The sequence below is a fragment of the Terrabacter koreensis genome, from assembly GCF_054783315.1.
The window spans coordinates 332245-344906 of the sequence record NZ_BAAGQU010000004.1 but is presented as its reverse complement, the minus strand read 5'-3'; the positions used below and the strand labels follow the sequence as shown (position 1 = coordinate 344906).

The window sequence follows — 12662 nt, the reverse complement described above, 5'->3', positions numbered from 1 at the left end:
TTGCGACACTGGGGGTGTGTCAACCTCTCCCACGCCTGCGTCCGAGGGTGCGGGCCGCCTGCAGCAGACGCGCGACCTGAGCCGCTTCGCCTACCTCTCGATCGCGGCGGCGGTCGTGACGATCACCCTGAAGTTCGTCGCCTGGCGCATCACCGGCTCGGTCGGTCTCCTCTCCGACGCCGCCGAGTCGGTCGTCAACCTCGTCGCGGCCGTCGCGGTGCTCATCGCGCTCAAGGTCGCCGCCATGCCGGCCGACAAGAACCACCACTTCGGCCACACCAAGGCCGAGTACTTCTCGGCGGCCGTCGAGGGGATGATGATCTTCGTCGCCGCGGTGGTCATCGTGGTCAGTGCCGTCGAGCGCTTCATCCGGCCTCAACCCATCGAGAACGTCGGCCTCGGCCTCGCCATCTCGGTCGTGGCGTCGCTCGTCAACGGGGCCGTGGCGATGGTGCTGCTCCGGGCGGGGCGCCAGCACCGCTCCCTCACCCTCACCGCCGACGGCAAGCACCTCATGACCGACGTGTGGACGTCCGCGGGAGTGGTCGTCGGCGTCCTCGTCGTCGCGCTCACCGGCATCGAGCGCCTCGACCCGGTCGTCGCCTTCCTCGTGGGCCTCAACATCATCTGGACCGGCTGGAAGCTCGTCCGCGAGTCCACCGAGGGCCTCATGGACATCGCCATGCCCAAGGAGGACAACGCCGCGATCGCCGAGATCCTCTCGCGCTTCGTCACCCGCGAGGTCCACTTCCACGCGCTGCGCACGCGCCTCTCCGGACACCACCGCTTCGCGGAGGTGCACGTGCTCGTGCCGGGGGCGTGGACCGTCCAGCGTGGCCACGACCTCGTGGAGGAGGTCGAGGAGGCCGTGCACCGCGAGTTCGGCGACCTCGCCCTGACCTGTCACCTCGAGCCCACCGAGGACCCCCGCGCCTACGGCGACTACGCCGCCGAGTTCCCGGTGCCCACCCACGCCGACATCGTGGCGGCCCACGGCGGCGCCGGGAACGGCGACGACGACGCATGAGCCGCGTGCACGTCGTCCTGCCCTCGCCGATCGGTGACCTCACCGTCGTCGCCGAGGACGGGGCGCTCACGCACCTGCTCATGGATGCCGCGAAGTACCGTCCCAAGGACCCCGCCGTCCTGGGCGAGCCGGGCGACGTCACCGACGAGCCCTTTGCCGCCGCGTCGGTGCAGCTGGCCGCCTACTTCACGGGCGCGCTGACCGACTTCGACCTACCGCTCGCGCCGCAGGGCGACGACTTCCACCAGCGCGTGTGGGCGCTGCTGCGCGAGATCCCCTACGGCGAGACCCGCAGCTACGGCGACCTCGCCCGGGCCCTCGGCGACCGCAACCTCGCGCAGGCTGTCGGCACCGCCAACGGGCGCAACCCGATCGCCGTCGTCGTGCCGTGCCATCGCGTCATCGGGGCCGACGGATCCCTGGTCGGGTATGCCGGTGGGCTCGAACGCAAGCGCTTCCTCCTCGCGCTCGAGGAGCCCGCTGCCGCCGAGGTGGGTCGCCTCTTCTGAGGGTCGCCGGCCGCTCCCGAGGCTGCTCGTCCGCGTCCGCCACACTGGGACCTCACACTTCCGCAGGTCGGAGCGTCTACAGGACATGAAGCGACCGTTCGAGCAGGCCGTCACCGAGCACGGTGCCGTGGTGCTGCGCGTGTGCCGCTCCGTCCTGGGGCCCGACGAGGCCGACGACGCGTGGTCCGAGACCTTCCTCTCGGCCCTGCGCGCCTGGCCCGACCTGCCCGAGGACGCGAACGTCCGGGCGTGGCTCGTCACCATCGCTCACCGCAAGGCCGTCGACGTCGCCCGCGCGAGGGCACGTCACGCGGTCCCGGTGGCGCTGGTTCCCGATGCCCCCGCCCCACACCGCGACCAGTCCGAGGAGGCCCTGCCCGACGGTGGCCTCTGGGCCGCGCTGGCCGCCCTGCCCGACAAGCAGCGTCTCTGCGTGGCCTACCACCACGTGGCCGGGCTGCCCCACCCCGAAGTCGCCCGCATCGTCGGCGGCACGCCCGCGGCGGCACGCCGCGCCGCCGCCGACGGCATCGCCCGGCTCCGGTCCACCTACGCACCCGAAGGAAGGGTGAGCCTCCATGTCTGACCACACGATCCAGCTCCTCGAGAGTGGCACGAACGACGAGGCCGATCACCTCGCGGCCCTCCACGCCGCACTGGTCGACCGCGCCACCACCGAGTCGTCCGTCGACGCGACCTACCGCGTCGTCGACTCCCCCGTCGGCGCCCTCCTGCTCGCGGCCACGGAGGCCGGGGTCGTTCGCGTCGCGTTCGCCGTCGAGGACCACGACCGTGTGCTCGAGTCGCTCGGCACCACGGTCGGCTCGCGGATCCTCCGCGGCGGTCACCGCCTCGACCCCCTCGCCCGAGAGCTCGACGACTACTTCGCGGGCGCACGACGCGACTTCGACGTGCCGATCGACCTGCGACTCGCCCACGGCTTCAGGCTGTCGGTGCTCCAGCACCTCAAGGAGATTCCCTACGGGACCACCGAGAGCTACGGCCAAGTCGCCGTGGCGTCCGGCAGCCCGCGCGCGGTCCGCGCCGTGGGGTCGGCGTGCGCGACCAACCCGCTCCCGATCGTCGTCCCGTGCCACCGGGTCGTGCGCTCCGACGGCTCTCTCGGGGGCTACCTCGGCGGCCTGCCCGCCAAGGAGCTGCTCCTCGGCCTCGAGCGAGGGCCGCGGTGAGCTGGCCCGTCCGCGACACCCGCCTCGTCTACGAGAACGCCTGGATCCGCGTCCGGGAGGACGCTGTGACCCGCCCCGACGGCAGCGAGGGCATCTACGGCGTGGTCGAGCTGCAGCGGCCCGCGGTCTTCGTCGTCGCGCTCACCGACGACGACGAGGTCGTGCTCGTCACGATCGACAGGCACACGGTCGGCGCTTCGGTCGAGGTGCCGGCGGGTGGCACCGACGGGGAGGACCCGCTGGTCGCCGCCCGCCGCGAGCTCGCCGAGGAGACCGGCCTGACGGCTCGTGACTGGCGCCGGGTCGGGGAGATGAACGCGCTCAACGGCGTCTGCCGCGCCTTCGAGGTCGTCTACCTCGCGACCGGCCTGGAGCCGGTCCACGGCTTTCACGGCGACACGGGCGAGGGCGCGCGCGAGCGGGCGCTCGAGGGGATCCGCGAGGTGCGCACCGTGCCCGTTGCCGACGTGCTGGGCCTCGTGCGCGACGGCACGATCACCGACGGCGAGACGATCGCGGCGCTCATGCTCGCCCTCCTCGAGCTCGGCCGGGTGTCCTGACGGGTGCATGCAACGGTTCGGGGTGCCCCCGTGTCCAAGGGGGTGTACGACACCAGTGACGACCTGACCGAACCGACGGCGACGAGCGGGAGCACATGAGACGGAGGGACGAGGCCGCGTTCCGCGCCTTCGTGGAGGAGCGGCAGACGATGCTGCGCCGGCGCGCCTACCTGCTCTGCGGCAACTGGGCCGACGGCGACGAGCTCGTCCAGGAGGCGCTGGCCCGGGTCTACGTGGCCTGGCCACGCATCGCCGCCGGCGCAGAGACCGCCTACACGAGACGCACGATGATGAACCTCTACCTCAACGACCAGCGCAAACGGCGCCGCGAGGTGCTCACCGACGAGGCCCCCGAGCCCCCCACCACCGACCACGACCGCGAGCTCGCGATGACCCTCACCGACCTCTTGCGGGACCTTCCCGAGAAGCAGCGCGCCGTCCTCGTCCTCCGCTTCTGGGAGGACCTCACCGTGCCCCAGATCGCCGAGTGCACCGGCGTGGCAGAGGGCACCATCAAGAGCCAGATCTCGCGCGGCCTGGCCGTGCTGCGCGACCGGCTCGCCGAGCCACCACTGACCGGGGCAGGAGCCGTCTCATGAGTGCCACCGACGACGGGTTCGGCCCGGACACCCCGGAGCAGCGCTCCGCCCCCGAGGCGGGCGAGCTGCAGCTGCGAAAGGCGCTGTCGACCATGAACGACCTCGAGCCCCCACGCGACGACCTCTTCGTGCAGCGGGCCCTCATCCGCGGCCGGGCCCGCACGTCCCGGCGCCGCAACACCGTGCTCGGCGCGGCCGCCGCTCTCGTCGTGGTGGGCGCGGTCGGCACCGCCTGGGTGACCAGCCAGTCGGCGTCGACGACCACCGCGAGCGCCGGTTCGGCGGCCGAGGCTCCCAAGGACGTCACCGGTGCAGCCCGCGGCTCCGACGACGGTTCGGGCAACACCCCCCAGTCACTCCGCGAGAGCGGCGGCACCGACGGGCCCGCGGTGGCTCCCAGTGTCGCCCCGGAACGTGACGCGTCGACCTGGTTCGGCACCCTCGCGACCGCGCAGACGGCCGCCTTCGACACCGTCGAGCAGCAGCTCGTGACGCGCTGGCCCGACGTCTTCTCCGGGGCGTATGCCGCCGACGCCACCGGCACGCGCCTCGTGGTCACCGTGACCCGCCACGACCCGACTCTCGAGTCGCTCGTGCGAGGCGCGATGCCCTCGCCCGGTGACGTCGACTTCGTCGTCGTCAAGCACTCCTACGCCGAGAAGGCGCGCGTGCAGCAGGAGATCGGCAACGAGCGAGAAGCGTGGCGCACCAAGGGGGTCCAGGTCCTCGGCCTCTCGCTCGACGCCCGCACCGACACGGTGGTCGTCCTGGCCGACGAGGGCTCCTCCCCCGGCCTCCTCGCCCAGCGCTACGGCGACCTCGTCCGTGTCGTGCCGTCCACGGCGGTCCCCACCGGCAAGCTGCCCGACGGCTCCACGCTCCCGCCCCTCCAGCGCTAGCCGGCGCGAGGCCGTTTCGGCGTCCGCCCGCGCCGTTAGGCTGCACGGCATGGAGCAGCCGACCCCTCCGCAGGCACCGATCAGCCCTCTCGACGCCCTGCGGCGCATCTGCTTCCTGCTCGAGCGCGGCCGCGAGAGCAGCTATCGCATCGATGCCTTCCGCAAGACCATCGAGGCCATCACGCTGATCTCCGACGACGAGCTGCGCGAACGCGTCGAGGCCGGAACCCTCAAGCAGATCAAGGGGATCGGCGACTCGAGCGCGGCGATCATCGGGCAGGCAGTGCGAGGCGTCCTGCCGGCATACCTCGTGTCCGCCGAGGAGAAGCACGGCGAGCCGCTCACCACAGGGGGCGCCGAGCTGTATGCCGCCCTGCGCGGCGACCTGCACGCCCACTCGAACTGGAGCGACGGGGGCAGCCCGATCGAGGAGATGGTGCTCGCCGCCGTGCAGCTCGGTCAGGAGTGGATGGCCCTGACCGACCACTCCCCCCGGCTGACCGTCGCCAACGGCCTGAGCCGCGAGCGCCTGGCCGACCAGCTGACGCGCGTCGACGCGATCAACGCGAGCCTCGGCGACGCGTTCACGCTGCTCAAGGGCATCGAGGTCGACATCCACCTCGACGGCACCCTCGACCAGGACGACGACATGCTCGACCAGCTCGACGTCGTCACGGCCTCGATCCACTCGAAGCTGAGGCAGCCCTCGTTCGAGATGACGCCGCGCATGGTGGCCGCCGTGCGCAACCCCCGCACCAACGTGCTCGCGCACTGCACCGGTCAGCTCGTCACGGGCGGCCGCGGCAAGCGGCCGCCGTCGGCCTTCGACGCCGAGAAGGTCTTCACGGCCTGCCTCGAGAACGACGTCGCCGTCGAGATCAACTCCCGCCCCGAGCGCTGCGACCCGCCCGACGAGCTCATCGAGCTGGCCCGCGACCTCGGGTGCCTCTTCACCATCGACTCCGACGCCCACGCCCCGGGCCAGCTCGACATGAAGTCGCTCGGGTGCGAGCGCGCCGAACGCCTCGGCATCCCTGCCGAGCGCATCGTGACGACGTGGCCGGTCGAGGACGTGCGGGCGTGGGCCAAGGGCTGACCGGGGGCCGATCCGGGGCTCCTGACGGCGGATTTGGCGGGTGCCCGAAACTCCCCTATAGTTTCGACGTCCCAACGGATAGGTAGGGCCGGTCCCCATCGTCTAGCGGCCTAGGACTCCGCCCTTTCACGGCGGCAGCACGGGTTCGAATCCCGTTGGGGATACGCAGTACAGTTCAACCCGCACCACCCAGTAAGGCCCCGTAGCGCAGTTGGTTAGCGCGCCGCCCTGTCACGGCGGAGGTCGCCGGTTCGAGCCCGGTCGGGGTCGCAGCACACGAAGCGCCGCTCTCACACGAGAGCGGCGCTTCGCGCATTCCGGGCCCGGACGCCGCCGTCGGTGACCGCCGCCTACGCTTGCCCCGTGCGGATCGCGGTGCTCGACGACTACCAGGGCGTGGCACTGACGAGCGCCGACTGGTCTCCCGTGACCGCCCACCCGACGGGCCCGTGCGCGGTCGACGTCTTCCGCGACCACGTGAGCCAGCCCGACGTGCTGGTGGCGCGGCTGGAGCCGTACGACGCGGTGGTGGTCATGCGCGAGCGCACGCCGCTCACGCGCGAGGTGCTGGCCCGCCTCCCCCGCCTGCGGCTCGTCGTCACCACCGGGCGCCGCAACCCGAGCATCAACACCGCAGCCGCGGCCGAGGCCGGCATCACGGTCTGCGGCACCGACAGCCTCGCCACTGCTCCGGCCGAGCTGACCTGGGCCCTCGTGCTCGGGCTCTCGCGCCACGTGGTGCTCGAGGCCGAGGCGATGCGCAAGGGCGGCTGGCAGACGACGGTCGGGCGCGACCTGGCGGGGCACACGCTCGGCCTGCTGGGACTCGGGCGCATCGGCAGCCAGGTCGCCGCCGTCGGCCGCGCCTTCGGCATGCACGTCGTCGCGTGGAGCCGCAGCCTCACCCCGGAGCGCGCCGAGGCCGCCGGGGCGCGCTCGGTCCCCTTCGACGAGCTGCTCTCGTCCTCTGACGTCGTGTCGGTGCACCTGCCGCTCGCGGACGGGACCCGCGGCCTGCTGGGTGAGCGCGAGCTCTCGCTCATGCGCCCCGACGCGCTGCTCGTCAACACCTCACGTGGCCCCATCGTCGACGAGGCGGCCCTCCTCGCGGCGCTCGAACGGGGTCATCTCGGTGGCGTCGGCCTCGACGTCTTCGACGAGGAACCCCTGCCCGCCGACCACCCCCTGCGCACGGCGCCGCGCACGCTCCTCACGCCGCACCTCGGCTACGTCACGCGCGACGTCTACGCGACGTTCTTCGCGGGCGTCGTCGAGGACGTGACGGCATACCTCGACGGGGTGCCCATCCGGTTGCTCTGACGCGTGGTCGTTCCCGACGACACCCATGGCGTATGCCGTCGCCCGCGCCCCGCCCGCGCCCGCGGTCCGTGACCCCGTGGTTCAGCGGTGGCCGGCGCGCAGCACGAGCTCCAGCTCGAACCGGACCTCGGGGTCCTCCAACGCGTCGCCGAAGAGCTCCTTGAGCTGGGCAACCCGGTAGCCCACGGTCTGCTGGTGCACGAAGAGCTCCTCCGCGATCGGCGCCCGCTGGCCCTGGTGGCGCAGCCACGCCAGCAGCGTCTCGGTCAGGCGCTCGCGCACGGCCGGTCGCAGCCCGTCGAGGGGGGCGAGACGGGTGCGGGCGAGGTCCTGGGTGGCGAGCGGCTCGGCGTGCACGACGAGCTCCGCAAGGTGGTCCTCGACCCAGACCGGGGCCGTGTCGCGCACGGGCTGGTCGGGACCGGGGGCGAGACCGTGGGCACCTGCCGACGCCGCCAGGTGCAGCGACTCGCTCGCCTGCTGCCACGGACGAGCAGGCCCGACGATCGCACGGCGCCCACGCAGCGCCCGCTCGAGGTCGCGCCGGCGCGGCTTGCGACTGACGAAGGGAAAGACGACGACGACGTCGGTGCCGCGCTCGGCAGCGAGCCCGTCAGGGCCCAGCGCAGCCCGCAGGCCGTCGACGTGCGGGAACGGCACGAGCGCCACGACGACGACGTCGGGCAGGGTCCAGCCGACAGCGGCAGCGAGGCGCCCCACCCCGCCATCGCTCGAGTCCCCGCGCAGGATCATCTCGAGCAGCTCACCCCGCAGCCGCAGCTGCTCGCCCGCGCGCTCGGACTGCTCCTGCGCATAGCCCTGGGCGCTCGCGGCCGACAGCTCGTCGATGTAGGCGAAGAGCGACTCACCCAGCGCGAGCAGCGTCTCGGGAGGCAGCTGCGACACGTCGATGGTGCGCGAGATCGCGCGGAAGGTGACGCGCGCGCCGTAGCGGTAGGCCGCGAGCAGCGACTCGAGGCTGCGGCCCGAGCGCACCTCGCCGCGGCCGAGGCGCTCGTAGACCCACTTGCCGTCCTCGGAGAGGGCGGGCAGGTGGGTGCCGGGCAGGTCGAGGAAGCGGTTGAGCGCGACGGTCACGCCCTGCCGGACGCCCTGGCCGAAGCGTCCCTCCATGGGCATCGCGTAGACCGGGACGTCACGGGGTATGCCCTCGATGATCGCCTCGACGATGTCACCCACGACGGGACGCAGTACTGTGCTGACTTCGGCCGGAAGAAACAACCACGGCGGATCAGAAGTGGTCTGCGCCACTGACTCCACCTCCTATTTGTTGCCTCGCAACAGTTTCTCACTTCAAACCCTACGCGTCGCCGCAAGACAGGGAAGGGGTCGGAGCGCGACCATGGAGGTATGGCCCAGATCAGAGCTCTCCGGCGTGTGGCGTCGATCCTGACGACCCCTCTCGCGCCCGAGGACGTCATCGGGCTCTTCAACCCCCTGTCCTCCTCACGTCAGCTGCGCGGCGTCGTCACCAAGGTGACCCGCGAGACGCCCGAGTCGACGACGATCCACTTCCGCCCCGGACGCGGCTGGAACCCCCATGCCGCCGGCCAGTGGGCGCGCATCGGCGTGGAGATCGACGGCGTGCGGCAGTGGCGCAGCTACTCGCTGTCGGCAGCCGTCGGCCACGACCCCGCCATCACGGTCACCGCCATCGGCTTCGTCTCGACCGCCCTGGCCCGCAACACCAAGGTCGGCGACATCCTCTTCCTCGACACCCCGCAGGGCGACTTCGTGCTCCCCGAGCACCCGCGCCCGCTGCTCATGCTCACCGCCGGCAGCGGGCTCACCCCGGTCATGTCGATGATCCGCACCCTGGTCCCGCGTCGCCCGGACGCCGACGTCGTGCTCGTCCACTCGGCGCGCACCCGCGAGGACGCCCTCTTCCACGACGAGCTGCTCGAGCTCGCCGACCAGTTCCCGGGCCTTCGGGTCGAGCACTGGTACACCCGCGAGCAGGGCGGCCGCCGCCTCGACCTCTCCACCGTCACCGACCTCGAGACGCTGTGTCCCGACTGGCGCGACCGGGCGGCATACGCCTGCGGCCCCACCGACTTCCTCGACGCAGCCAGCGAGCTGTGGCTGCGCGACGGGGACGACGAGGCGCACACCAACCTCACCATCGAGCGTTTCGCGCCCGTCCTGCTGGAAGGATCCGGCGGGGAGGGCGGCCTCGTGACGTTCGAGAAGTCCGACAAGGAAGTGGAGGTGGGCGGCGACGTCCCCCTCCTCGAGGCCGGCGAGAACTGCGGAGTGGTCATGCCGAGCGGGTGCCGTATGGGCATCTGCCGCAGCTGCCTCACGCCGCTCGTCGCCGGCAAGGTCCGCGACCTGCGCACCGGTGAGGTGCACGGCGACGAGGGTGAGCTCATCCAAACCTGCGTCAACGCGGCCGCCGGACCCGTCCACCTGGACATCTGAGAAGGGAAACCCATGACCGCCACCATGAACCGACCGACCACAGCGCCCACCGGCGCACGTGTCGCCGTCGACGGCGCCACCACGACGATCCGGCCCAGGAAGCCGATCCTCGCGTCGTCCGGCGGCCCCACGAAGCGTCCCGCCGCCGCGGCGCACCTGTCCGACGCCGACGTCGAGCGGCTCGGCCAGGAGCTCGACGCCGTGCGCGACCGCATCATCGCCTCCCGCGGGGCCAAGGACGCCGCGTACATCCGGCGCGTCATCCGCGTCCAGCGCACCCTCGAGATCGCCGGCCGCGCCACGCTGCTCCTCTCCAGGCGCAAGAGCGCCTTCGTGGCCGGCACCGCGATGCTGTCGGTCGCGAAGATCCTCGAGAACATGGAGATCGGCCACAACGTCCTGCACGGCCAGTGGGACTGGATGCGCGACCCCGACATCCACTCGACGACGTGGGAGTGGGACTTCGTGACGCCGGCCGCGGCGTGGAAGCACACCCACAACGACCTGCACCACACGTGGACCAACGTGCTGGGCAAGGACAAGGACGTCGGCTACTCGACGCTTCGCATGGCCGAGGACCAGCCGTGGCGTCCCTTCAACCTCCTCAACCCCGCCATCAACGCGGTGCTGGCTCCCTTCTTCGAGTGGGGCATCGCCATCTACGACCTCGAGCTCGAGGCCGTCAAGGAGGGCGAGAAGTCCAAGGAGGCCCTCAAGAAGGACCTCAAGGCCGTCGGCCGCAAGGTGGTGCGACAGGTGACCAAGGACTACGTGGCCACACCGGTCGCCGCGTTGCCGTTCGGGTCGTCGAAGCAGGCCCTCATCGGCACGTTCACGGCCAACGCGATCCGCAACGTCTGGGCGCACTCGGTCATCTTCTGCGGCCACTTCCCCGACGGTGTCGACACCTTCACGGAGGAGGAGATCGAGGGCGAGACCCGGGGCGACTGGTACATCCGCCAGATGCTCGGCTCGGCCAACATCTCGGGCAGCAAGCTCATGCACCTCATGACCGGCAACCTCAGCCACCAGATCGAGCACCACTGCTTCCCCGACCTGCCGAGCAACCGCTACCACGAGGTCGCCGTCGAGATGCGGGAGATCTGCCAGCGGTACGGCCTGCCCTACACCACCGGCCCCATCCACCGTCAGGTCGGCCAGGCCTGGGCGAAGGTCTTCCGCCTCGCGCTGCCGCCGCGCCCCAAGGCGCTGCCGAAGAACGCCGTCAACGCGCCGGTCCCGCCGCGCCGCGCCGCCCTCCCGATGGTGGCCAGTGTCGGGTGAGGCGCAGGCACGACCCGCGCCGACGGCCGCCTTCTTCGACCTCGACCGCACGCTGATCCGCGGGTCGGCCAACTACCCCCTGGCGATCGCCGCCTTCCGTGGTGGCCACGTGCCGTGGCGCGACCTCGTCAAGGACACCGTCAACGCGATCACCTTCCACCGCAAGGGATCCACCGACGCCGGCTCGGAGGCACTGCGCGAACGCATCCTCCGGGCCGTTGCCGGCATCCGACAGGCCGACATCATCCACCTCACCGACGCGATCGTCCCGGGCATCGTGCGCAAGGCGATCCCCGCCTCGATGACGCTGCTCTCCGACGCGAAGGCGCTCGGCCAGGACCGCATCGTCGTCTCGGCCTCGCCCATCGAGCTCGTGAGCCGCATCGCGGCGGCGCTCGGCCTCGAGGGCGCCGTCGCCACCCGTAGCGAGCTCGACGACGAGGGGCGTTACACCGGCCACCTCATGGGCGAGTTCTGCTACGGCGCCGGCAAGGTCATCGAGATCGAGAAGCTGGCCGCCGAGCGGGGCTACGACCTCGCGCAGTGCACGGCCTACAGCGACTCGATCAGCGACCTGCCGATGATGGAGCGCGTCGGCACCGCCGTCGCCGTCAACCCCGACCGTGAGCTGCGCGACCTGGCCCGCGAGCGGGGCTGGCGCGTCGTCGAGGTCGGGCGCCAGCGCCACTGACGCCAGCGCCGCGTCATCCGCCGGGACGTCAGCGGAGCTGATCGTGTCGCAGGTCGAGGGAGGCCATCGTGTCCTCGACCCGGGCGAGCGCCTCGTGGACGTTGCGCAGCGCCTTCTTGATCGTGTCGCGCACCGCGAGGTCGGTGAAGACGTTGTCCCACCAGATGTCGAGGCCCCGCGTCATGCCGCTGATCTCGGGAAGCGTGATGCCGGGCATCCGCAGGTCGTCGAGCTCGTGGGTGAAGCGGTCCAGGGCGTCGGTCGCGAGCGCGAGACGCTGACGAGCCTCGTCGAGGCGCTCGTGCTTCAGGGCCGACGAGAGCATGCCGCCCCCGCCGAAGGTGTCCCAGCCCGACCAGGCGTCGGCGCTGTCGAGCTTGTCCTTGGCCGCGAGCAGGGCCTGGAGGGCCGACCTGCCGGCCACCCGTGCCTGGTCGACCTCGCGTAGCTCACGCAGCCGGTTCAGCTCGCCGACCGCGGCGCGCACGTGCTCGTCGGCGACGGCTCCCCCGCTGCCGGCGACCGCCTCGAGAGCCGAGACGTACTCGGCGTCGGCGTCCTCGAGCTGCGCCGCTCGACGTGCGAGCGAGGCCGCACGGTCACGCAGCGCGTCCACGACGGCGGCCTGGGCGGCGACGGCGGCCTCCGCCTCGCCCGCCTCGGCCCGCTCGCGGACGAGGTCCTGCTCCCGGGAGCCCTTCAGCGAGGACCAGACCCTCAAGGCGGACACACCTTCGAGGCGCTCGACGTCCAGCTGCTCGCGGGTGAGCCGGTCGCGCAGCAGCTGGTGCTGGGCGCGAGCCTCGTCGAGGGCGATGTTCTCGCGGCGGAGCTCGCGGTGGAGACGGGCACGCTCGGCCAGGTCGTCCCTAGCGTGCTCGAGGCGGCGGAGTGGGTGGATCACGTCGTCGGGCACGGCACCGTGGCTCGTCATGCCACAACGATGGCGCAGCGCCGCGGCAGGTTCCCGCTGCCGTCCACAGGCCCGTGCGACACTTCGCCGCATGACCCGACGCCGGCCGCGTTCCCCGTCTGCGCCACCGGC

Annotated in this window: 14 protein-coding genes and 2 tRNA genes; 14 read left to right on the top strand and 2 right to left on the bottom strand. The window is 71.9% G+C overall.

What is annotated here, in order from left to right:
* Positions 1-16: 16 nt before the first annotated feature.
* The 11 genes from ACYVNR_RS04320 to ACYVNR_RS04270 all read left to right on the top strand — a co-directional run bounded on the left by ACYVNR_RS04320 (position 17) and on the right by ACYVNR_RS04270 (position 7200).
* The gene (locus ACYVNR_RS04320; protein WP_461046816.1) at positions 17-1027 is read left to right on the top strand and encodes a cation diffusion facilitator family transporter; all 1011 of its coding nucleotides are present in this window, start codon (positions 17-19) and stop codon (positions 1025-1027) included.
* Positions 1024-1536: a methylated-DNA--[protein]-cysteine S-methyltransferase gene (locus tag ACYVNR_RS04315; RefSeq protein ID WP_461046814.1), complete on the top strand. Its 513-nt coding sequence runs from the start codon at positions 1024-1026 to the stop codon at positions 1534-1536. The genes ACYVNR_RS04320 and ACYVNR_RS04315 overlap by 4 nt, the downstream gene beginning before the upstream one ends.
* Positions 1537-1621: 85 nt before the next feature.
* Positions 1622-2122 carry an RNA polymerase sigma factor gene (locus ACYVNR_RS04310; RefSeq protein ID WP_461046813.1) on the top strand — a complete coding sequence of 167 codons (501 nt, stop codon included), beginning with the start codon at positions 1622-1624 and terminating at the stop codon, positions 2120-2122.
* Entirely contained in the window at positions 2115-2726 is a 612-nt protein-coding gene (locus tag ACYVNR_RS04305; RefSeq protein WP_045190972.1) for a methylated-DNA--[protein]-cysteine S-methyltransferase, read from the top strand. The genes ACYVNR_RS04310 and ACYVNR_RS04305 overlap by 8 nt, the downstream gene beginning before the upstream one ends.
* Positions 2723-3286, top strand: a complete 564-nt coding sequence (locus ACYVNR_RS04300; protein WP_458802843.1) for an NUDIX domain-containing protein — start codon at positions 2723-2725, stop codon at positions 3284-3286. The genes ACYVNR_RS04305 and ACYVNR_RS04300 overlap by 4 nt, the downstream gene beginning before the upstream one ends.
* Positions 3287-3381: 95 nt before the next feature.
* Positions 3382-3885: a SigE family RNA polymerase sigma factor gene (locus tag ACYVNR_RS04295; RefSeq protein ID WP_458802845.1), complete on the top strand. Its 504-nt coding sequence runs from the start codon at positions 3382-3384 to the stop codon at positions 3883-3885.
* Positions 3882-4784 (top strand): hypothetical protein, encoded by a 903-nt coding sequence (locus ACYVNR_RS04290; protein WP_461046810.1) that lies wholly within the window; start codon positions 3882-3884, stop codon positions 4782-4784. The genes ACYVNR_RS04295 and ACYVNR_RS04290 overlap by 4 nt, the downstream gene beginning before the upstream one ends.
* 49 nt (positions 4785-4833) lie before the next feature.
* Complete coding sequence (locus tag ACYVNR_RS04285; RefSeq protein WP_458802848.1) at positions 4834-5880, top strand: PHP domain-containing protein; 1047 nt, start codon at positions 4834-4836, stop codon at positions 5878-5880.
* 91 nt (positions 5881-5971) lie between these two features.
* Positions 5972-6044, top strand: a tRNA-Glu gene (locus tag ACYVNR_RS04280).
* 32 nt (positions 6045-6076) lie between these two features.
* Positions 6077-6150: transfer RNA gene (locus ACYVNR_RS04275), tRNA-Asp, on the top strand.
* A gap of 93 nt (positions 6151-6243) precedes the next feature.
* Positions 6244-7200, top strand: coding sequence for a D-2-hydroxyacid dehydrogenase family protein (locus ACYVNR_RS04270; RefSeq protein WP_461046808.1), 957 nt, complete (start codon positions 6244-6246; stop codon positions 7198-7200).
* A gap of 81 nt (positions 7201-7281) precedes the next feature.
* Here ACYVNR_RS04270 and ACYVNR_RS04265 read toward each other — a convergent pair whose 3' ends face one another.
* Positions 7282-8400, bottom strand: coding sequence for a PucR family transcriptional regulator (locus tag ACYVNR_RS04265; protein WP_461046806.1), 1119 nt, complete (start codon positions 8398-8400; stop codon positions 7282-7284).
* 171 nt (positions 8401-8571) lie between these two features.
* On the opposite strand from ACYVNR_RS04265, the gene ACYVNR_RS04260 reads away from it, so the two are divergent.
* From ACYVNR_RS04260 to ACYVNR_RS04250, 3 genes are read left to right on the top strand one after another with little or no spacing between them, the layout of a single operon-like run.
* Positions 8572-9642: a ferredoxin reductase gene (locus ACYVNR_RS04260; RefSeq protein WP_045190982.1), complete on the top strand. Its 1071-nt coding sequence runs from the start codon at positions 8572-8574 to the stop codon at positions 9640-9642.
* A gap of 12 nt (positions 9643-9654) precedes the next feature.
* Entirely contained in the window at positions 9655-10926 is a 1272-nt protein-coding gene (locus ACYVNR_RS04255) for a fatty acid desaturase family protein (RefSeq protein ID WP_045190983.1), read from the top strand.
* Positions 10916-11617: an HAD family hydrolase gene (locus ACYVNR_RS04250; protein ID WP_458802855.1), complete on the top strand. Its 702-nt coding sequence runs from the start codon at positions 10916-10918 to the stop codon at positions 11615-11617. The genes ACYVNR_RS04255 and ACYVNR_RS04250 overlap by 11 nt, the downstream gene beginning before the upstream one ends.
* Positions 11618-11645: 28 nt before the next feature.
* Here ACYVNR_RS04250 and ACYVNR_RS04245 read toward each other — a convergent pair whose 3' ends face one another.
* Positions 11646-12551, bottom strand: coding sequence for a hypothetical protein (locus ACYVNR_RS04245; RefSeq protein ID WP_461046804.1), 906 nt, complete (start codon positions 12549-12551; stop codon positions 11646-11648).
* Between the last annotated feature and the right edge of the window lie 111 nt (positions 12552-12662).